Consider the following 18,627-nt stretch of genomic DNA (forward strand, 5'->3'; position numbering starts at 1 on the left):
CCACCCTCTGGCGTGGCGTCAGTGCTCGATGCCGTCCTGGAGCTCCTGGCCCTTGAGGAGGAACCAGGCGGCCACCGCGGTGGCCAGCAGGACGGCCGCGCCGACGCCGGAGGCCAGCCTCAGGCCGTCCACGAAGGCGTCCTGGGCGGCGCCGACCATCCGCTGCGCGGTCTCCGGGTCCAGCGACCTGGCGGCCTCGACGGCGCCGCCGAGGGATTCGTGGGCGGCGTCGGCCACGGGTCCGGAGACCGAGGCCGGTGCGGTGAAGCTCTGGTAGACGCCGGTGACGACCGAGCCGAGCAGGGCGATGCCGAGGGCGGCGCCGAGTTCGTACGCGGTCTCGGAGACGGCCGAGGCCGAACCGGCCTGTTCCTTGGGCACGCTGGAGAGGATCACGTCGGCGGTGACGGTGAAGGAGAAGCCCGCGCCGAGTCCGACGATGAGCAGGGCCGCGCCGAGCAGCGGGTAGCCGGTCTCCTTGTGGATGACGGTGAGCGCGGCCAGGGCGATGCCGATGGCCGCGAGACCTCCGGTCACGATGGCCCGTACCCCGTACTTGCGGGCGTACTTGCCCGCGACCAGGCCGGTGACCACCGCGCCGATGGCGGCGGGCAGTTCGGCCAGGCCGGCTTCGAGCGGTTCGCGGCCCTGGACGAGCTGGAGGAACTGCGAGAGGAAGAAGACCAGTCCGGACAGTCCGAAGACGGTGAGCAGGTCGGCGAGGACCGCGCCGGAGAAGCCGCGGTGCTTGAAGAGCCGCATGTCGAGGAGCGGGGCGGTCAGGGTGAACTGACGGCGTACGAAGGCGTAGAGCGCGCCCGCGCCGATGGCGGCGGCCGCCCACACCTCCCAGCCCATGCCGTGGGTGGCGACCTGCTTGACGGCGTAGACCACGCCGATGATGCCGACGAGGGAGAGTCCGACGCTGACCAGGTCCCAGGGGCCCGAGACCGGGTTCTTGGACTCGGGCAGCAGCTTGATGCCGACGATGACCAGGACGATCATCACGGGGAGGTTGATGAGGAAGACCGAACCCCACCAGAAGTGCTGGAGCAGGGCTCCGCCGACGACCGGGCCCACGGCGGCGCCGGCGGAGGCGGTGGCGCCCCAGATGCCGATGGCGAGGCTGCGCTCCTTGGGGTCGTGGAAGATGTTGCGGATCAGCGCGAGGGTGGAGGGCATCAGGGTCGCGCCGGCCACGCCGAGCAGGGCGCGGGCGACGATCATCATCTCGGGGCTGGTCGCGTAGGCGTTGAGGACCGAGACGGCGCCGAAGGCGGTCGCGCCGACGAGGAGGAGCTTCTTGCGGCCGATGCGGTCGCCGAGGGAGCCCATGGAGACGAGCAGTCCGGCGATGACGAAGGAGTAGATGTCGCCGATCCACAGCAGCTGGGTGCCGGACGGCTTGAGGTCCTCGCTGAGGGAGGGCGTGGCGAGACCGAGTACGGTGGCGTCGACCGCGACCAGCAGGACGGCCAGGACGAGCACGGAGAGCGCGACCCAGCGCCCCGGACTCCTGCCCTCCGTCCCCTTCGCCTGGGTCAGCTGTTCGGTACGGCTCATTTCTCCACACTCCGTCTTGCGCCACCGAGCAGCAACTCGGTGATCATGTACTGAAAGTCCTTGGTGGCGACCCGGCCGTCCATGACGGCCCAGGCGCAGGTGCCGACGAGGCCGAAGAAGGCCTCGGTGAGCCATGCGGGGCTCAGGTCGATCCGGATGTCGCCCTCCTGCTGGCCGCGCCGGAAGAGCGCGCCGACGCGGGCGTCGAGCCGGGCCCAGCCCTCGTTGACCTGGTCGCCCTCGAAGAGCTGGTTCTCGGTGACGAGGAAGGCCAGCAGCTCGCCGTTGGGCTCCGCCTCGGCGACGAGGCGTTTGAGCGCCTCCGGGGCCGGCCCCTCGTCGAGGCGGGCGTTGTCGAACGCCGCCTCGAACTCCCGGATGCCGAGCTCTTCGAGCGCCCGTACGAGGGCGTCGCGCCCGGCGAAGTGCCGGTGGAGGGTCGCGCGGCCGATGCCCGCCGCTCTCGCGACCTCGTCCATCGTCGCGGTCGATTTGCGGGAGAGCAGGGCGGCGGCAGAGCGGAGCACCTGATCACGATCCATGGCCATGAGACGAGCATACCCCGAATGAGACATCCATGTCTCATTGAATAAATGGAGTGCCCCACCGGGGCACGAAAGGAATCCTTCCGAAATGACGAAGATGACGAAGAACCCGCACGCCAGGCCGCTGCTGCTGATCGACGTGGACGGCCCCCTGAACCCCTACGCGGCCAAGCCCCACCGCCGCCCCGCCGGGTACGCCACGCACCGGATGCGGCCGACGGGCTGGCGGCAGGCCGAGAGCGCGAAGCCGCTGCGGGTCTGGCTGAATCCGGACCACGGCGCGGAGCTGCTCGCGCTGGCGGACGCGTACGAACTGGTGTGGGCGACCACCTGGAAGGACGAGGCGAACGACTGGATAGGCCCGCACCTGGGCCTGCCCAGGCTCCCGTACATCGACTGGCCGCAGATGCACGGACGGGCGCCGCGCGGGACCTTCTGGAAGACCCAGTACATCCTGGAGTACGCGGGGAACCGGCCCTTCGCCTGGATCGACGACGACATCACGGACATGGACCGCGAGTACGTCGAGCAGCACCATCCCGCGCACGCCCTGCTGATGCGGATCGACGAGCAGATAGGCCTGGTCCGGGCCGACTTCGACGCGCTGGCCGGGTGGGCCGGTGGATCCGAAGGCTGATTCGAGCAGTCCTACCCGTGTTCGGGCGGGATGATGCGCAACCGTCAACGGGCTCGATGAAGGACTCCCCCGTAGAACGAATACGCTCACGCCGCACGCTTTGATCATTTGGAGTGAGCGTGGCCGCTGGGCCTTCCGCGAGCGGCCGGGGAGGGAGGAGGCTCCTCTCCAGTGAGCCCTTACCCGGGGCGGGTTCACCTGCAGGTATTTCCGTCATCCGCAGGGAGAGAACCATGAACGTGTCCAAGAAGCTGGCCCTCGGGGCCGCCGCGATGGCGCTCACGATCGGCGGCGCGGTCGCGGTGTCCACCGCGTCGGCCGAGCCGAGAGAGGCCCAGCGCTCGGCGACCAACAGCGCCTGGGCCAAGGTCCGCAGGGACGGGGTGATCCTCGGCTGGTCCGGCTTCAACCGGACCCAGCACCTCGGCATCGGCCGCTACGCGCTGGACACGACCGTGAACATCGACGGCTGCGCCCTGCTGGGCACGGTCAACACCGAAAACCCCTCCGACCCCGGCGCCGGGAGCTCGTCCATCACGGTCGGCGAGTCGGGCCCGTACCGGATCTACATCCGGACCGCGACGCCGTCCGCCGGTGGCAGCGCCGCCGTGGACAGCGACCGGTCGTACTCGGTCTCCGTCGTCTGCCCCTGACCCCGGTCACGCCGGAGGGGCGGCCGGGGCCCGAAGGCTCCGACCGCCCCTCGGGGCACTGCGGACTACTGACTACTGCTTGTGCGTGGCCCAGGCGTGCTGGATGACCAGGTCGGCCTTGAGCTCCGTGAGCTGGATCGCGACCGCCGACGGGGCGGTGCCGCCGCGGCCGTCGCGGGAGGCCAGCGCGCCCTTGACGTTGAGGACCGTGCGGACCTCCGGCGTCAGGTGCTGCGAGATCTTCGCGAACTGCTCGTCGGTGAGCTCGTCGAGCTCGATGCCGAGCCCCTCGCACTCCTTGACGCACTCGCCCGCGACCTCGTGCGCCACCCGGAACGGGACGCCCTGCTTGACCAGCCACTCGGCGATGTCGGTGGCGAGCGAGAAGCCCGCCGGAGCCAGCTCCTCCATCCGCTCCCGGTTGACCGTGAGGGTCGCCATCATCCCCGTGAAGGCGGGGAGCAGGACCTCGAGGGTGTCGCAGGAGTCGAAGACCGGCTCCTTGTCCTCCTGGAGGTCGCGGTTGTAGGCCAGCGGAAGGGCCTTCAGCGTGGCCAGCAGGCCGGTCAGGTTGCCGATGAGGCGCCCCGACTTGCCCCGCGCCAGCTCCGCGATGTCCGGGTTCTTCTTCTGCGGCATGATCGACGACCCGGTGGAGAAGGCGTCGTGCAGGGTCACGAAGGAGAACTCCTTCGTGTTCCAGATGATGATCTCCTCCGCGATCCGGGACAGGTTGATCCCGATCATCGCGGTGATGAAGGCGAACTCGGCGACGAAGTCCCGCGAGGCCGTGCCGTCGATGGAGTTGCCGACCGAGCCGCGCTCGAAGCCCAGCTCGGCGGCGACGGCCTCCGGGTCCAGGCCGAGCGAGGAGCCCGCCAGGGCGCCCGAGCCGTACGGGGAGACCGCGGTCCGGGTGTCCCACTGGCGCAGCCGCTCCGCGTCCCGGGACAGGGACTGCACGTGGGCCAGTACGTGGTGGGCGAAGAGCACCGGCTGCGCGTGCTGCAGGTGGGTCCGGCCCGGCATGGCCACGTCGGCGTGCGCCTCGGCCAGGCCGATCAGCGCGTCCTGGAGCTCGGCGATCAGGCCGCCGACGGTCCGGGCGTGGTCGCGCAGGTACATCCGGAAGAGGGTGGCGACCTGGTCGTTGCGGGACCGGCCGGCGCGCAGCTTGCCGCCGAGGTCGGCGCCGAGCCGCTCCAGCAGACCGCGCTCCAGGGCGGTGTGGACGTCCTCGTCGGCGATGGTGCCGACGAAGGAGCCGTCCGCCACGTCGGCTTCGAGCCGGTTCAGGCCGTCGATCATGCGGTCGAGCTCTTCGGCCGTGAGCAGGCCCGCCTTGGAGAGCACCCGGGCGTGGGCACGGGAGCCGGCGATGTCGTACGGCGCCAGGCGCCAGTCGAAGTGGACCGACGCGGACAGCTTCGCGAGGGCCTCGGCGGGACCGTCGGCGAACCGGCCGCCCCAGAGCCGGACGTCACCACCGTTGTTGCTGCTCACAGCTACTGCTCCTCATGACTGCATGACTTTGGATGTGCGTCGGCCTCCCCGCCGCGGAGGTAACGGGGAGGCCGTTTGTACAGCGTGTGGAATCAGGCGAGGTCGCGGCGCGCCGCGATCTTCGCGGAGAGACCGAAGATCTCGATGAAGCCCTGGGCCTTCGACTGGTCGAAGGTGTCGCCCGAGTCGTAGGTCGCGAGGTTGAAGTCGTACAGCGACTCGTCGGACTTGCGGCCGGTGACGACGGCGCGGCCGCCGTGCAGGGTCATCCGGATGTCGCCGGTGACGTGCTGGTTGGCCTCGTTGATGAAGCCGTCCAGCGCCCGCTTCAGCGGGGAGAACCACAGGCCGTCGTAGACCATCTCGCCCCAGCGCTGCTCGACCTGCCGCTTGTAGCGGGCCAGCTCGCGCTCGACGGTGACGTTCTCCAGCTCCTGGTGGGCGGTGATCAGGGCGATCGCGCCGGGAGCCTCGTAGACCTCGCGGGACTTGATGCCGACGAGGCGGTCCTCGACGATGTCGATCCGGCCGATGCCCTGGGCGCCGGCGCGGTCGTTGAGCTGCTGGATCGCCTGGAGCACGGTGACGGGCTTGCCGTCGATGGCGACCGGGACGCCCTCCTTGAAGGAGATGACGACCTCGTCGGCCTCGCGCGGCAGGGCCGGGTTCGAGGTGTACTCGTAGATGTCCTCGATCGGCGCGTTCCAGATGTCCTCCAGGAAGCCCGTCTCGACGGCGCGCCCGAAGACGTTCTGGTCGATGGAGTACGGGGACTTCTTGGTGGTGGCGATCGGCAGGTTCGCCTTCTCGGCGAAGGCGATGGCCTTGTCCCGGGTCATCGCGTAGTCGCGGACCGGGGCGATGCACTTGAGGTCCGGGGCGAGGGCGACGATGCCCGCCTCGAAGCGGACCTGGTCGTTGCCCTTGCCGGTGCAGCCGTGGGCGACGGTCGTGGCGCCGTGCTTCTTGGCGGCGGCGACCAGGTGCTTGACGATGGCCGGCCGGGAAAGGGCCGAGACCAGCGGGTAGCGGTCCATGTAGAGGGCGTTCGCCTTGATCGCCGGGAGGCAGTACTCATTGGCGAACTCGTCCGAGGCGTCCGCGACCTCGGCCTCGACCGCACCGCAGTCGAGCGCGCGCTTGCGGATGACGTCCAGGTCCTCGCCGCCCTGGCCGACGTCCACGGCAACGGCGATGACCTCGGCGCCCGTCTCCTCGGCGATCCAGCCGATGGCGACGGAGGTGTCCAGGCCGCCCGAGTAGGCGAGTACGACGCGCTCGGTCACGGGTTTCTCCTTACGGTGCATTCAACGACAGGCATAACTATGCACTACTCCGTATGTTTCGTCAATCGTGCCCCGCGCAAGGGCCTGACCAGCCCGAATATCAGCGGCGCGGCCGCGATCGCCCGCCTACGATCGGCGGGCGAGGCGATCCGGGGAGGGCATTGTGCGGGACATGGGACAGGAAGCGGAGAAGGGGCGCGCCGCCGCGGCGGCTCTGCTGGGCGGGGACGGCACGGCCGTCGGCGGCCGGCTCACCTGGACCGAGCCGGAGGTCCGGGCCGGGCTCGACACCGGGACCGGGCCAAGGGCCTGGATCGCCTTCGACAAAGAGGTGCGGATCCTGCAGCGCGCCGCCTACGGGGTCCTGCGGAGCACCCGGGTCGAGGCCCGGCTGTGCCACGCCGACGGGCGGATCCGCGCGGCCGCGCTCGGAGCGTGGCGGTTCCCGCCGCTGGAGCTGGTCCTGATCCGGTGCACCGACTGGGCCCGGGCAGTCCGCGAACGCGCCCGGGAGGTGCTCGGCGGAGCCCTTGGCAAGGACCCCGAAGACGCACTCGTCGGCCTCGCCCCGCTCGTCCTGCGGCTGGGTCGGCGCGAACACGGCGCCTGGGCGGTGGAGCAGCTCGAGGCCGCCCTGAGCGGCCGGGACTCCGTCTTCGCCGCATGGTGGCGTCCCGACCAGCTCTCGACGACATCGAGCCCCCAGTCGCTGACCGACGCGCAGCGCACCTCCGTCATGGACCGGCTGCACCTGAGCCGCGACCTGCCGACCCGGCAGTTCACGGCCCGGCTGGCCGTGGCCCCGGGGCACGGGATCGGCGTACGGGAGCTCGCGCGGCGGGCAGCCGCGGAGCTGGACCCGCTGGCGGCCCGGCTGTGGAACGACGCGGCCCTCGCGGCGCTCGCCGCCGACGGGCCGGACGACGAAGCCGTCGACACCCTGCTCCGCGCCCGGATCCCGATGGTCCGCGCCGCCGGGGTCACCGCGCTGCGCCGGGCCGGGCGGGCCGAGGAAGCCTCCCTGCACCTCGTCGACCGGTCCGGCCTGGTACGGGCCTGCGCGCGCTGGCTGGTCAAACAGGACGGCGGGGACCCGTACGCGCGCTACCGCGCGCTGCTCGAAGGCCCCGAGCCCGTCTCCCCGTACGCGGTGACCGGCTTCTCAGAATGCGCCGGGCGCCCCGACGCGCCGCTGGTGCGCGGCCTGCTGGAGCATCCCGAGGGCGCGGTGCGGGCCGCCGCCCTGGCGGGGCTGCGCCGGATGAACGGCCATGTGGAGGACGCGGTGCTGGTCCCCCTGCTCGACGATCCCTCGGCGTCGGTGACCCGCGAGGCCTCGCTGAGCCTGCTCCCGGCGGCCCGGCGGCTGGACCCCGGCCACCTCACCGCGCGCATCGCCCCCGAACGGCCCCCGCACGTGCGCCGGGCAGCCTTCCGGCTGCTGTACGAGCGGGGCGGGATGGCCCGGCTGCGGGCCTCGGTGGCCCTGCTGGAGGACTCCGATCCCGGGCTGCGCGAGACGGCGCGGGAGACCGTGTGCCTCTGGGACTGTCAGGCCACCCTGCGCACGAGCGAAGGGGACCCGGTCGAACTCGGCGGGCTGCTCACACGGTCGGCGCACCTGTTCAGCGACTACCAGCTGGCACTGCGCCGCTCCCGGCTCGGTCTCACCGACTGAAACTCCAGGCCCGCCCCGGGGCCCGGGGCGGATACTTCAGCCATGGGAAAGCTCTACGAACGCATCGACGGCCGGCTGCGCGAGTTCATCGAGCAGCAGCCGGTCTTCTTCACCGCGACCGCCCCGCTGGCCGGTGACGGGCACATCAACCTCTCCCCCAAGGGCCGCGCCGGGTCCCTCGTCGTCGTCGACGAGAGGACCCTCGCGTACCTCGACTTCGGCGGCAGCGGCGCCGAGACCATCGCCCACGTCCGCGAGAACGGCCGCATCACGCTGATGTGGTGCGCGTTCTCCGGGCCGCCGAAGATCGTGCGCATCCACGGCGACGGCGAGGCCGTCTTCCGGGACGACCCGCGCTGGGAGGGGCTGGTCGAGCTGTTCGGGGAGGCCGACGGGCCCTCGGCGCGCGCCGTCGTCCTCGTCAGGGCCCGGCGGATCGCGGACGTGTGCGGCTACGCCGTCCCGTTCATGGAGTACCAGGGCGAGCGCACGCTCCACGCGGAGCACTTCGCCCGCAAGACGGACGAGGAGTTCAACGAGTACTGCGAGAAGAAGGAGTTCGTCGGGGTGAGCCTCGACGGCCTGCCTGCGCTGCCCCTGCCCCTTCCGCCCCGTACCGTCTGACATGTGCTGCGTACCGCGCTTCTCGCCGCCTCACTGATCGTCACCGGCCTGCTCCCGCAGGCCCATCCACCGCAGGCCCATCCGCCACACGGACGCCCGCCGCTGGCCGCCCTGCTCGCCGACACCGGCGGCGGCAGCCAGCTGATCACGGCGGTCGCCCCCGCACCCGGCTCCACGGCGGGACGGGTGACCTGGTGGGACCGGCGGGCGGGGCGCTGGTACGAGGCCGGCAGCGCGCCGGCCCGCTTCGGGGCGAACGGCCTGACCGAGGGCGCGACCCGCACCCAGGGCACGAACACCACGCCGGCCGGCCTGTACGCGCTCCCGTACGCCTTCGGCATCGCGCACGCCCCGGCCGGAACACAGGTCGGCTACCGGCGGGTGACCCCCGCCTCCTGGTGGTGCCAGGACAACGCCTCGGCCAGCTACAACCGCTGGGTGGAGCCGCTGCCCGCGGACTGCGCGCCGGGCGAGGCCGAGCACCTGGCCGGGTACGCCCAGCAGTACGCGCACGCGCTGGTCATCGCCTTCAACTACGACCGGCCGGTACGGGGCCGGGGCGCGGGCATCTTCCTGCACGTCAACGGCAGGGGCGCCACGGCCGGCTGCGTCTCCGTCCCGGAGGACGCCATGCGGGAGATCCTGCGCTGGGCGAACCCGCGCAGGCACCCGCACATCGCGATCGGCACGGAGTCCGGGCGTCTGGCGGTCACCCGGTACTGAGGGCCCGGCGCGGGCTCCGCGTCAGCTCTCCTTCTGGGCCAGCCGCAGCAGGTGGTCGGCCAGCGCCTGGCCGCCCGCCGGGTCACGGCTGATCAGCATCAGCGTGTCGTCGCCCGCGATCGTGCCGAGGATCGCCTGGAGCTCGGCCTGGTCGATCGCCGAGGCGAGGAACTGGGCCGCACCCGGCGGGGTGCGCAGGACCACGAGGTTCGCGGAGGCCTCCGCCGAGATCAGCAGTTCCCCGGAGAGGCGCCGCATGCGCTCCTCCTTCGCCGACTCGCCGAGGGGTGCCTGCGGGGTGCGGAAGCCGCCCTCGCTGGGGACCGCGTAGATCAGCTCGCCGCCCGTGTTGCGGATCTTCACCGCGCCGAGCTCGTCGAGGTCGCGGCTGAGCGTCGCCTGGGTGACGCTCAGCCCGTCGTCGGCGAGCAGCTTGGCCAGCTGGCTCTGGGAGCGGACCGGCTGCCGGTTGAGGATGTCCACGATCCGGCGGTGGCGGGCGGTGCGAGTCTGCGGAACGGACTGGCCGTTCGATTCGTGTTCCTGCGCCTGACTCATCGTCGTCCCATTCCCCGATTGATCATCCGTCCACGTCCGCGGCGGACTTCGCTGCGTCCAGCACGCCGGGCAGGGCCCGCAGGAACGCGTCCGCCTCGGCCTCGGTGAGCACGTACGGAGGCATGAGCCGTACGACGTCGGGGGCGGGCGCGTTGACCAGGAAGCCGACGTCCTGAGCCGCGCGCTGCACCTGCGGTGCGAGCGGCTCGGTCAGCACGATACCCAGCAGAAGCCCCGCACCGCGGACATGCGAGACGAGCGGGTGTGCGAATCCTTCGATTCCGCTCCGCAGTCGCTCCCCGCGCTCCTTGACCTGGCCGAGGAGCCCCTCGGCAGCGATGGTGTCGACGACGGCGAGGCCGGCGGCGCACGCGATCGGGTTGCCGCCGAAGGTGGTGCCGTGCTGACCGGGCTGGAGCAGGTCGGCGGCCGGGCCGAAGGCGGCCACCGCCCCGATCGGCAGTCCGCCGCCGAGACCCTTGGCGAGCGTGACGAGGTCGGGCTCGACGCCCTCGTGGGCCTGGTGTTCGAACCACTGGCCGCAGCGGCCGATGCCGGTCTGCACCTCGTCGAGGACGAGCAGGGTGCCGGTGGCACGGGTGATCTCGCGGGCGGCCGTCAGATAGCCGGCGGGCGGTACGACCACACCGTTCTCGCCCTGGATCGGCTCGATGATCACGAGCGCGGTCTCTTCGGTGACGGCGGCCCGCAGGGCCTCCACATCGCCGTACGGGACGTGCGTGACGTCCCCGGGCAGCGGGCGGAAGGGGTCCTGCTTCTTGGGCTGGCCGGTGAGCGCCAGGGCGCCCATGGTGCGGCCGTGGAAGCCGCCGTCGGTGGCGACCATGTGGGTCCGCCCGGTCAGCCGGCCGATCTTGAAGGCGGCTTCGACGGCCTCGGCGCCGGAGTTGCAGAAGAAGACCTTGCCCTCGCGGCCGAAGAGCTGGAGCAGCCGCTCGCCGAGCGCGAGGACCGGCTCTGAGGCGTAGAGGTTGGAGACGTGGCCGAGTGTGGAGATCTGCCCGGTCACGGCGGAGACGATCGCCGGGTGGGCGTGGCCGAGGGCGTTGACCGCGATCCCGCCCACGAAGTCGGTGTACTGCCTGCCGTCCGCGTCCCACACCTGGGCACCGGTGCCGCGTACGAGGGCCAGCGCGGGCGTGCCGTAGTTGTTGGTCAGCGCGCCCTGCCAGCGGGTCGCGTATTCCTGGTTGCCGGTCATGCGGGGTCCCCTCCCTGGGTGTCGACTGCCAGTGCGTCGGGCACGACCATCGTGCCGATTCCCTCGTCCGTGAAGATCTCCAGCAGGATCGAGTGCTGGACCCGGCCGTCGATCACCCTGGCGGTGGTCACACCACTGCGGACGGCGTGCAGGCAGCCCTCCATCTTCGGGACCATGCCGCTCGACAGCTCGGGGAGCAGCTTCTCCAGCTCGCTGACGGTGAGCCGGCTGATGACCTCGTCGCTGTTGGGCCAGTCCGCGTAGAGCCCCTCCACGTCGGTGAGGACCATCAGCGTCTCGGCGCCGAGTGCGGCGGCGAGGGCCGCGGCGGCGGTGTCGGCGTTCACGTTGTACACGTGGTGGTCGTCGGCGCTGCGCGCGATGGAGGAGATGACCGGGATCCGGCCGTCCGCCAGCAGGGCCTCGATCGCGCCGGTGTCGATGGCGGTGATCTCGCCGACCCGCCCGATGTCGACGAGCTCTCCGTCGATCTCGGGGGTGTGCTTGGTGGCGGTGATGGTGTGGGCGTCCTCGCCGGTCATACCGACGGCGAGCGGCCCGTGCTGGTTGAGCAGCCCGACCAGCTCGCGCTGGACCTGCCCGGCCAGGACCATCCGTACGACGTCCATCGCCTCCGGCGTGGTGACGCGCAGACCGGCCTTGAACTCGCTGACCAGGCCCTGCTTGTCCAGCTGGGCGTTGATCTGCGGGCCGCCGCCGTGCACGACGACCGGCTTGAGGCCGGCCTGGCGCAGGAAGACCACGTCCTGGGCGAAGGCCGCCTTCAGGTCCTCGTCGATCATGGCGTTGCCGCCGAACTTGATGACGACGATCTTGCCGTTGTGGCGGGTCAGCCAGGGCAGGGCCTCGATGAGGATCTGGGCCTTGGGCAGCGCGGTGTGCTTGCGTGCAGTGCTCATGAGGAGTACGCGCTGTTCTCGTGGACGTACTCGGCCGTCAGGTCGTTGGCCCAGATGACAGCGGACTCGGAGCCGGTGGACAGGTCGGCGGTGATGCGGACCTCGCGGCCCTTCATGCTCACCAGGTCGCGGTCCTCGCCGACCGAGCCGTTCTTGCAGACCCAGACGTCGTTGATGGCGACATTGAGGCGGTCCGGGTCGAAGGCGGCCTTCGTGGTGCCGATCGCGGACAGGACGCGGCCCCAGTTCGGGTCCTCGCCGTGGATGGCGCACTTGAGCAGGTTGTTGCGGGCGATGGACCGGCCGACCTCGACCGCGTCGTCCTCGGTGGCCGCGCCGATGACCTCGATGCGGATGTCCTTGCTGGCGCCCTCGGCGTCGCCGATCAGCTGGCGGGCCAGGTCGTCGCAGACGGTGCGTACGGCTTCCGCGAACGCCTCGTAGGCCGGCACCTGGCCGGACGCGCCCGAGGCCAGGAGCAGCACGGTGTCGTTGGTGGACATGCAGCCGTCGGAGTCGACCCGGTCGAAGGTGGTGCGGGTCGCGGAGCGCAGCGCCTTGTCGAGGGTGGCGCTGTCCAGGTCGGCGTCGGTGGTGAGGACGACGAGCATGGTGGCCAGGCCCGGGGCGAGCATGCCCGCACCCTTGGCCATGCCGCCGACGGTCCAGCCGTCCTGGGAGACCGTGGCCGTCTTGTGCACCGTGTCGGTGGTCTTGATGGCGATGGCGGCGTCCTCGCCGCCATCAGCGGAGAGCGCGGCGGCCGCGGTGTCGATGCCGGGGAGCAGCTTGTCCATGGGGAGCAGTACGCCGATCAGGCCGGTGGAGGCGACGGCGACCTCGCCGGCGTTGACCCCGGCGCCCAGCGCCTCGGCGACCTTCTCGGCGGTGGCGTGGGTGTCCTGGAAGCCCTTGGGGCCGGTGCAGGCGTTGGCCCCGCCGGAGTTGAGGACGACCGCGCTGACGGCGGCACCCCGCAGCACCTGCTCGGACCAGTGGACGGGTGCGGCCTTGACACGGTTGGAGGTGAAGACGCCGGCGGCGGCCAGGCGCGGGCCGTTGTTGACGACGAGGGCGAGGTCCGGGTTGCCGTTCGACTTGATCCCGGCGGCAATGCCCGCTGCCGTGAATCCCTGTGCTGCCGTGACACTCACGGTGCTACTCCGATCGTGGAAAGACCCAGGCTCTCGTGGAGACCGAGGGCGATGTTCATGCTCTGGACAGCGCCGCCGGCAGTGCCCTTGGTGAGGTTGTCGATGGCGCTGATCGCGATGATCCGCTGGGCGGCTTCGTCGTACGCGACCTGGATGTGAACGGCGTTGGAACCGTAGACGGACGCAGTCGCCGGCCACTGCCCCTCGGGCAGCAGGTGCACGAAGGGCTCGTCGGCGTACGCCTTCTCGTACGCGGAGCGGACCGCGTCGGCGGTGGTGCCGGGGAGTGCCTTGGCGGAGCAGGTGGCGAGGATGCCGCGGGGCATGGGCGCCAGCATCGGCGTGAACGACACCGAGACCCGCTCACCGGCGAGGGGGCTGAGGTTCTGCACCATCTCGGGCGTGTGGCGGTGGCCGCCGCCGACCCCGTACGGGCTCATGGAGCCCATGACCTCGGAGCCGAGCAGGTGCGGCTTGAGCGCCTTGCCGGCCCCGGAGGTGCCGGTGGCGGCGACGATCACGGCTTCGGGCTCGGCGAGCTGTGCGGCGTAGGCGGGGAAGAGCGCGAGCGAGACGGCCGTCGGGTAGCACCCGGGCACGGCGATGCGCTTGCTGCCCGCCAGCGCGGTGCGGGCTCCCGGCAGCTCGGGGAGGCCGTAGGGCCAGGTCCCGGCGTGCGGGGCGCCGTAGAACTTGTCCCAGTCGGCGGAGTCCTTGAGCCGGTGGTCGGCGCCCATGTCGACGACGAGGACGTCCTCGCCCAGCTGGGCGGCGACGGCGGCGGACTGCCCGTGGGGCAGCGCCAGGAAGACGACATCGTGCCCGGCGAGCGCCTCGGGCGTGGTCGCCTCCAGGGTCCGGCCGGCCAGCGGCACCAGGTGCGGCTGGAGCGAACCGAGCAGCTGCCCGGCGTTGGAGTTCCCGGTCAGCGCGCCGATCTCGACTTCGGGGTGGGCCAGGAGCAGGCGCAGGAGCTCTCCGCCCGCATATCCACTCGCACCGGCCACCGCTACACGTACCACCATCGGACCCTCCTCATCGATGGCATGACTATACGTACCTACGCAGTTTTATGCAAAGAGTTCAGGGGTCGGCCGCGCGAGGGCGTAGGTGGCCGGCTCCGCCGGGGTGAGCAGCGGGGCCGCCCGCGCTAAGGCGCGAAGTCGGGGCCGGCCGCTGCGGGGCCGCCCGGGCGGGGGTTCCTCACCGGGCGCGTCAGGATCTTGGACACGCAGGCCGGGAGGGCGGCGCCGGCCTCGTGGGAACGGGCCCGGTAGGCGCTGGGGCTCTCGCCGACCAGCTCGGTGAAGCGCGAGCTGAACGAGCCCAGCGAGGTACAGCCCACCTCGAAGCAGACCTCGGTGACGCTCAGGTCGCCCCGGCGCAGCAGCGCCTTCGCCCGCTCGACGCGGCGGGTCATCAGGTAGCTGTACGGGGTCTCGCCGAAGGCCGTGCGGAAACTGCGGGAGAAATGCCCCGGCGACATGAGGGCGATGCCCGCCAGTGCCGTGACGTCCAGCGGGCTCGCGTAATCGCGGTCCATCGCATCGCGGGCACGGCGCAGCCGTACCAGGTCCTCAAGCATCACGTGCACCAGCATGGCACGCCGGGGACGGCGGACGGCAGCCGTCCGGTACTGCAAAACCGGGCCCCGCACGGGGCCCGGCTCGGGATCGGGCCTACTTCTCGCCCTTGGCGCCCTTCTCGGCCTTCTCGGCCTGCATCTGCTTGATGCGGACGGTCTCCTTGCGGACATCGGCCTGGGTGGCGCGCTCCTTGGCGAGCCACTCGGGCATGTCCTCCTTCAGCGCCTCGATCTGCTCGGTGGTGAGCGCCTCGGTGACACCGCCGCGCGCCAGGCCGGAGATGGAGATCCCGAGCTTCGCCGCGACCACCGGACGGGGGTGCGGGCCGTTGTTCCGGAGGTCCTGCAGCCACTGGGGCGGCTCGGCCTGGAGGGCGGCCAGCTCGGTGCGCGAGACGACACCCTCCTGGAACTCTGCGGGGGTGGCCTCTAGGTACACACCCAGCTTCTTCGCCGCGGTCGCGGGCTTCATGGTCTGGGCGTTCTGCTGCGACGTCATGGTGTCAAGGGTATAGAGCGTGTGCGCCCCCTCCGACCACGGCCGGTAATCTGGCCGGGTGACAGACTCCCGGACACCCCCGACGTTCAAGCTCGCGTACGTACCCGGGGTGACGCCCACCAAGTGGGTCCGGGTCTGGAAGGAGCGGCTGCCCGACGTCCCGCTGACCCTGATCCAGGTCACCCCCGCCGAAGCCCCCGCCCTGCTGCGGGAGCGCGGCGCCGACGCCGGATTCGTCCGGCTGCCGATCGACCGCACGGACCTCAGCGCGATCCCGCTCTACACCGAGACCACGGTCGTCGTGATCCCCAAGGACCACCTCGTCGCGGCGGCCGAGGAGGTCTCGCTCGAGGATCTGGCCGACGAGATCGTGCTCCACCCGCTCGACGACACCCTCGAATGGGAGCAGCTGCCGGGCAAGCCCGCACTGCAGCGCCCCGAGACCACCGCCGACGCGATCGAGCTGGTGGCGGCGGGGATCGGGGTGCTCGCCGTACCGCAGTCGCTCGCACGTCTGCACCACCGCAAGGACCTGACGTACCGCACCCTCCTCGACGCCCCCGCCTCGCGCGTCGCGCTGTCCTGGCCCGAGGAGGACGAGACCCCCGACCTGGTGGAGGAGTTCATCGGGATCGTGCGCGGGCGGACGGTCAACAGCTCCCGCGGCCGCGGCCGCACCCAGCCGGAGCCCGAGCCGAAGAAGGCGAAGCCGCAGCGCAAGCCGGCCCCGAAGTCGGGCGGCAAGCCGACGGCCAGGAACCCGCGCGCCGGCGCCCCCAAGGGCGGCAAGGCCACGGCCAAGTCCACCGGCAAGCGCGGCAAGCCCCGCGGGCGTTAGGCGGACCCGCGGGCGCTAGTGCCGCGTCAGGCACTAGTCGAGCAGGTAGAGGAGTTCCCACCAGCCGACCAGCGCCGCCAGCACCGAGAGGATTCCGGCGAGGACGAGGAAGACCGTCGCCGGGGTCCGGTATTGCCGCGGGTCGGCGAAGTTGGCGCACGGCAGGAGCAGCGCCGAGGGCAGGAAGATCAACGCGCCCTCCATCACGCCGAGGAACGCGTACCCGAGCAGTGCGACCGCGAGGATCAGACAAGCGGTCATGAACCACGCCCGGTTCGCGCGGAGGGCCGGCGGCACCGCGAGCATCAGGAGGGCCACGGTCAGCACGGGGGCGGACCGGCCGTCCTGGATCATCCACATCACGGCCGGCGGCGCCGGGAGGGTCAGGGCCGCCAGTGCGATCCCCCGCTGCCACGGATGGGCGGCCCCCGCCTTGCGTGCCACCGCGCTGTCCGACACGACCGCGCCCACCCCGCACCTCCGCACCCCTTGAATTGAACGCGTTCAAGCTAGCGGACATTCGCACGCCTGGACAGTCCCCGCAATGCACTGCGCCCGTCGCACACCCGCCCCTATAGTCACCTCGTATTCATTTCGTGACAGTGAGTGATCTGGGGGCAAGGGTGTTACGCATCGTCAAGGGACTCGCCGCACTGGCCGCCGGGGCGGCCTTCGCCCTGGGTCTGGGGGTCGTACCCGCCGGCGCCGCGGCCACCGCCGAGGGCTCGTGCGCGGGCGGGGTCACCGGGCGGCTGCCGCGGGCGGCGGACCAGCGGTTCTACGTGCAGTGCGGGGGCGGGATCGCCACCGTGCTGGCCTGCCCCACCGGGCAGGTCTACGCCCCCGAGCGCCAGCTCTGCGACGACCCCGAGCGGGTCCGACCCGCCGTGGCCACCGCCGCGGTGGCCGCGACGGCCGGCCCGGCGAAGCTGAACGGGCTGCTGTTCGGCGTCAAGAACCTCAGCGCCACCGTGCGCATCGCGGACGCGCCGGCCGGGCTCGACGGCGTACCGGTCACCTTCACCACCCTCGGCGGCCGGACCCTGTGCACCGCCGTCACCGACCAGTTCGGCGCCGCCCGCTGCGACACCCCGGCCCGGCTGACGATCCCGCTGGACGAGATCCTGCGCGGCTACCGGGCGAACTACGCGGGCATCGGCGGGATCTACCTCGGCTCCTCCGCCACCGCCCCGGTCTCGCTGCTCTAGGGCGCGAGCCCGTGCCGGACCCAGACGTTCGGCTCGACGTAGACCGCGTAGCCCTGCTGCGGATCGCAGTGGACCGGGTTCAGGGCTCCGGGTACCCGGACCGGGCCCGCCTCGTCGAAGGGGAGGCCGGTCCACTCGCGCCACTGCGCCAGCGAGCCGGTGACCGTCATCGACAGCGGGGCCACCGAATCGATGACGGCGCCCGCCCTCACGTGCACCCGTAGCCACGGGTCGTGGGGCAGGCCGTCCTCGCGGGTGCGGTACGCGTACTCGTGGATCGAGGCGTCCGGCTCGGCGGGCTTCCCGCTGGGCCGGACCGGGGCCACGACCTCCGTGAACCCGTGCGCGCGGGCGTTCTCCCGCATGGCGGTGAGCATCCGCCCCGACAGGCCCTGGCCCTGCCGGTCCGGCCGGACGCTGATCTCGATGGCGCTGACCGTGTCGGGCTTGGTTCCGCGCCGCAGGTCCGAGAAGGCCCACATCAGCACCCGGTCCCAGCCCTGTGCCGGCAACTGCCCGTCCCGGCCCGCCACATGGAGGGCGAAGGGCACGCTGAAGGCCTTGGCGACCACCTCGCCGGTGGCCCCGTCGGTCGCGACGAAGACGTACTCCGGGAGCTCCGTCACCATCCTCGGGTACAGCAGCCAGGCGATCGAGTCCTGCGAGGAGAAGGCGGGCCACGAGTCCGCCATCCCCCAGAGGGCGTCGGTCAGTTCGGGCCGCTCCGCGAGCGTGGTGATCCGGATGTCCGTGCTGTCGTCCATGCGCGCAGGCTAAAACGCCACTGACCTGCGCCTCAACCGATTTCCTCGACCGGTTTCCCCCACCGGATTCCCCAACCGGTCTACACCGGCGCCTGGAGGGAGAGGTGCCAGCGCCGCGGCCAGCCCGCCAGCGTGACCGTGGACAGGGGCCGGACGTCCACGCTCCAGTAGGTCGACGGGGGCACGTTCAGGGCGTAGACGAGCGCGGCCCGGACCACCGAGGGCTCCGCCACCGCCACGATCGCTCCCCCGTCGTCCGCCGGCCGGCTGTCGAGCCAGCCGCCGATCCGGGCGATGAAGGCGAGCAGGGACTCCCCGCCGTGCGGAGCGGCCCGGGGGTCCGCGAGCCAGAGGTCCACGGCGGCCGGCTCCCGGGCCGCCACCTCCGCCAGGGTCAGCCCCCGCCAGCGGCCCATGTCGCACTCGCGCAGCGCGGGCTGAGCCATCGGCGCGTACCCGAGGGCCGCGCCGGTGGCCCGGCTGCGCGAGGTCGGCGAACAGTAGCGGAGGTCGGCCGATCCCAGCGGAACGAGCCCACGCGCGGCGGACTCCACCGCGCGCCAGCCGTCCACGTCGATGGGGCGGTCGTCGTCGAAGCGCTCTGCGAGCAGCGAGCTACTACGGGCTGCTGCGACTAGCGAAACCCGAACATGCATGCGGCGATGGT

Annotated in this window: 21 protein-coding genes; 7 read left to right on the forward strand and 14 right to left on the reverse strand. The window is 71.7% G+C overall.

From position 1 onward, the window contains the following. Positions 1-18 precede the first annotated feature (18 nt). The gene (locus OHU74_RS06670) at positions 19-1,563 is read right to left on the reverse strand and encodes an MFS transporter (RefSeq protein ID WP_371615036.1); all 1,545 of its coding nucleotides are present in this window, start codon (positions 1,561-1,563) and stop codon (positions 19-21) included. Then, positions 1,560-2,111 (reverse strand): TetR/AcrR family transcriptional regulator, encoded by a 552-nt coding sequence (locus OHU74_RS06675; protein WP_371615037.1) that lies wholly within the window; start codon positions 2,109-2,111, stop codon positions 1,560-1,562. The genes OHU74_RS06670 and OHU74_RS06675 overlap by 4 nt, the downstream gene beginning before the upstream one ends. Positions 2,112-2,205: 94 nt before the next feature. Here OHU74_RS06675 and OHU74_RS06680 point away from each other — a divergent pair, with 94 nt between their 5' ends. Beyond that, positions 2,206-2,745: an HAD domain-containing protein gene (locus OHU74_RS06680; RefSeq protein ID WP_371619585.1), complete on the forward strand. Its 540-nt coding sequence runs from the start codon at positions 2,206-2,208 to the stop codon at positions 2,743-2,745. Between the two features lie 233 nt (positions 2,746-2,978). After that, positions 2,979-3,398: a hypothetical protein gene (locus tag OHU74_RS06685; protein ID WP_371615038.1), complete on the forward strand. Its 420-nt coding sequence runs from the start codon at positions 2,979-2,981 to the stop codon at positions 3,396-3,398. 72 nt (positions 3,399-3,470) lie between these two features. On the opposite strand, the gene argH is transcribed toward OHU74_RS06685, so the two are convergent. Both argH and OHU74_RS06695 read right to left on the reverse strand, forming a co-directional pair. After that, positions 3,471-4,901, reverse strand: a complete 1,431-nt coding sequence (gene argH, locus OHU74_RS06690; RefSeq protein ID WP_371615039.1) for an argininosuccinate lyase — start codon at positions 4,899-4,901, stop codon at positions 3,471-3,473. A gap of 92 nt (positions 4,902-4,993) precedes the next feature. After that, complete coding sequence (locus tag OHU74_RS06695) at positions 4,994-6,187, reverse strand: argininosuccinate synthase (protein ID WP_371615040.1); 1,194 nt, start codon at positions 6,185-6,187, stop codon at positions 4,994-4,996. Positions 6,188-6,359: 172 nt separating this feature from the next. On the opposite strand from OHU74_RS06695, the gene OHU74_RS06700 reads away from it, so the two are divergent. The 3 genes from OHU74_RS06700 to OHU74_RS06710 are packed head-to-tail and all read left to right on the forward strand — an operon-like array spanning position 6,360 to position 9,212. Then, positions 6,360-7,865 (forward strand): HEAT repeat domain-containing protein, encoded by a 1,506-nt coding sequence (locus OHU74_RS06700; protein WP_371615041.1) that lies wholly within the window; start codon positions 6,360-6,362, stop codon positions 7,863-7,865. Positions 7,866-7,907: 42 nt separating this feature from the next. Continuing rightward, a complete protein-coding gene (locus tag OHU74_RS06705) occupies positions 7,908-8,489 on the forward strand; it encodes a pyridoxamine 5'-phosphate oxidase family protein (protein ID WP_371615042.1) in 582 nt (193 codons plus the stop codon). Positions 8,490-8,525: 36 nt separating this feature from the next. Further along, complete coding sequence (locus OHU74_RS06710) at positions 8,526-9,212, forward strand: L,D-transpeptidase (RefSeq protein ID WP_371619586.1); 687 nt, start codon at positions 8,526-8,528, stop codon at positions 9,210-9,212. A gap of 21 nt (positions 9,213-9,233) precedes the next feature. Here OHU74_RS06710 and OHU74_RS06715 read toward each other — a convergent pair whose 3' ends face one another. The 7 genes from OHU74_RS06715 to OHU74_RS06745 all read right to left on the reverse strand — a co-directional run bounded on the left by OHU74_RS06715 (position 9,234) and on the right by OHU74_RS06745 (position 15,150). Next, a complete protein-coding gene (locus OHU74_RS06715; protein ID WP_267761227.1) occupies positions 9,234-9,770 on the reverse strand; it encodes an arginine repressor in 537 nt (178 codons plus the stop codon). Positions 9,771-9,792: 22 nt separating this feature from the next. Then, positions 9,793-10,992: an acetylornithine transaminase gene (locus OHU74_RS06720; RefSeq protein WP_371615043.1), complete on the reverse strand. Its 1,200-nt coding sequence runs from the start codon at positions 10,990-10,992 to the stop codon at positions 9,793-9,795. Continuing rightward, positions 10,989-11,912 (reverse strand): acetylglutamate kinase, encoded by a 924-nt coding sequence (argB, locus tag OHU74_RS06725; RefSeq protein WP_371615044.1) that lies wholly within the window; start codon positions 11,910-11,912, stop codon positions 10,989-10,991. Before argB ends, OHU74_RS06720 begins: the two co-directional genes overlap by 4 nt. Then, positions 11,909-13,066, reverse strand: coding sequence for a bifunctional glutamate N-acetyltransferase/amino-acid acetyltransferase ArgJ (argJ, locus tag OHU74_RS06730; RefSeq protein WP_371615045.1), 1,158 nt, complete (start codon positions 13,064-13,066; stop codon positions 11,909-11,911). Before argJ ends, argB begins: the two co-directional genes overlap by 4 nt. Then, on the reverse strand, positions 13,063-14,091 hold the full coding sequence (gene argC, locus OHU74_RS06735; RefSeq protein WP_371615046.1) for an N-acetyl-gamma-glutamyl-phosphate reductase: 1,029 nt from the start codon (positions 14,089-14,091) through the stop codon (positions 13,063-13,065). The genes argJ and argC overlap by 4 nt, the downstream gene beginning before the upstream one ends. A 125-nt stretch (positions 14,092-14,216) precedes the next feature. Beyond that, complete coding sequence (locus OHU74_RS06740) at positions 14,217-14,654, reverse strand: helix-turn-helix transcriptional regulator (protein WP_371615047.1); 438 nt, start codon at positions 14,652-14,654, stop codon at positions 14,217-14,219. Between the two features lie 91 nt (positions 14,655-14,745). Then, the gene (locus OHU74_RS06745) at positions 14,746-15,150 is read right to left on the reverse strand and encodes a DUF5997 family protein (protein ID WP_371615048.1); all 405 of its coding nucleotides are present in this window, start codon (positions 15,148-15,150) and stop codon (positions 14,746-14,748) included. A 58-nt stretch (positions 15,151-15,208) separates the two neighbouring features. Between OHU74_RS06745 and OHU74_RS06750 the strand changes: the two genes are divergently transcribed. Then, on the forward strand, positions 15,209-15,988 hold the full coding sequence (locus tag OHU74_RS06750; protein WP_371615049.1) for a LysR family substrate-binding domain-containing protein: 780 nt from the start codon (positions 15,209-15,211) through the stop codon (positions 15,986-15,988). Between the two features lie 33 nt (positions 15,989-16,021). On the opposite strand, the gene OHU74_RS06755 is transcribed toward OHU74_RS06750, so the two are convergent. Then, positions 16,022-16,447 (reverse strand): hypothetical protein, encoded by a 426-nt coding sequence (locus OHU74_RS06755; RefSeq protein WP_371615050.1) that lies wholly within the window; start codon positions 16,445-16,447, stop codon positions 16,022-16,024. Between the two features lie 164 nt (positions 16,448-16,611). Between OHU74_RS06755 and OHU74_RS06760 the strand changes: the two genes are divergently transcribed. After that, entirely contained in the window at positions 16,612-17,196 is a 585-nt protein-coding gene (locus OHU74_RS06760) for a chitin binding peritrophin-A domain-containing protein (RefSeq protein ID WP_371615051.1), read from the forward strand. On the opposite strand, the gene OHU74_RS06765 is transcribed toward OHU74_RS06760, so the two are convergent. Continuing rightward, positions 17,193-17,960, reverse strand: coding sequence for an N-acetyltransferase (locus tag OHU74_RS06765; RefSeq protein WP_371615052.1), 768 nt, complete (start codon positions 17,958-17,960; stop codon positions 17,193-17,195). The genes OHU74_RS06760 and OHU74_RS06765 overlap by 4 nt on opposite strands. 80 nt (positions 17,961-18,040) lie before the next feature. Next, positions 18,041-18,616, reverse strand: a complete 576-nt coding sequence (locus OHU74_RS06770) for a histidine phosphatase family protein (RefSeq protein WP_371615053.1) — start codon at positions 18,614-18,616, stop codon at positions 18,041-18,043. Between the last annotated feature and the right edge of the window lie 11 nt (positions 18,617-18,627).

This window comes from Streptomyces sp. NBC_00454, from assembly GCF_041434015.1.
Taxonomy (GTDB): Bacteria; Actinomycetota; Actinomycetes; order Streptomycetales; family Streptomycetaceae; genus Streptomyces.

Excerpts from the sequence above, each read along its gene's own strand:
- OHU74_RS06670 (WP_371615036.1), bottom strand. The coding sequence starts at position 1,563 with ATGAGCCGTACCGAACAGCTGACCCAGGCGAAGGGGACGGAGGGCAGG.
- OHU74_RS06675 (WP_371615037.1), bottom strand. The coding sequence starts at position 2,111 with ATGGCCATGGATCGTGATCAGGTGCTCCGCTCTGCCGCCGCCCTGCTC.
- OHU74_RS06680 (WP_371619585.1), top strand. The coding sequence starts at position 2,206 with ATGACGAAGAACCCGCACGCCAGGCCGCTGCTGCTGATCGACGTGGAC.
- OHU74_RS06685 (WP_371615038.1), top strand. The coding sequence starts at position 2,979 with ATGAACGTGTCCAAGAAGCTGGCCCTCGGGGCCGCCGCGATGGCGCTC.
- OHU74_RS06700 (WP_371615041.1), top strand. The coding sequence starts at position 6,360 with ATGGGACAGGAAGCGGAGAAGGGGCGCGCCGCCGCGGCGGCTCTGCTG.
- OHU74_RS06705 (WP_371615042.1), top strand. The coding sequence starts at position 7,908 with ATGGGAAAGCTCTACGAACGCATCGACGGCCGGCTGCGCGAGTTCATC.
- OHU74_RS06715 (WP_267761227.1), bottom strand. The coding sequence starts at position 9,770 with ATGAGTCAGGCGCAGGAACACGAATCGAACGGCCAGTCCGTTCCGCAG.
- OHU74_RS06720 (WP_371615043.1), bottom strand. The coding sequence starts at position 10,992 with ATGACCGGCAACCAGGAATACGCGACCCGCTGGCAGGGCGCGCTGACC.
- argB (WP_371615044.1), bottom strand. The coding sequence starts at position 11,912 with ATGAGCACTGCACGCAAGCACACCGCGCTGCCCAAGGCCCAGATCCTC.
- argC (WP_371615046.1), bottom strand. The coding sequence starts at position 14,091 with ATGGTGGTACGTGTAGCGGTGGCCGGTGCGAGTGGATATGCGGGCGGA.
- OHU74_RS06745 (WP_371615048.1), bottom strand. The coding sequence starts at position 15,150 with ATGACGTCGCAGCAGAACGCCCAGACCATGAAGCCCGCGACCGCGGCG.
- OHU74_RS06765 (WP_371615052.1), bottom strand. The coding sequence starts at position 17,960 with ATGGACGACAGCACGGACATCCGGATCACCACGCTCGCGGAGCGGCCC.
- OHU74_RS06770 (WP_371615053.1), bottom strand. The coding sequence starts at position 18,616 with ATGCATGTTCGGGTTTCGCTAGTCGCAGCAGCCCGTAGTAGCTCGCTG.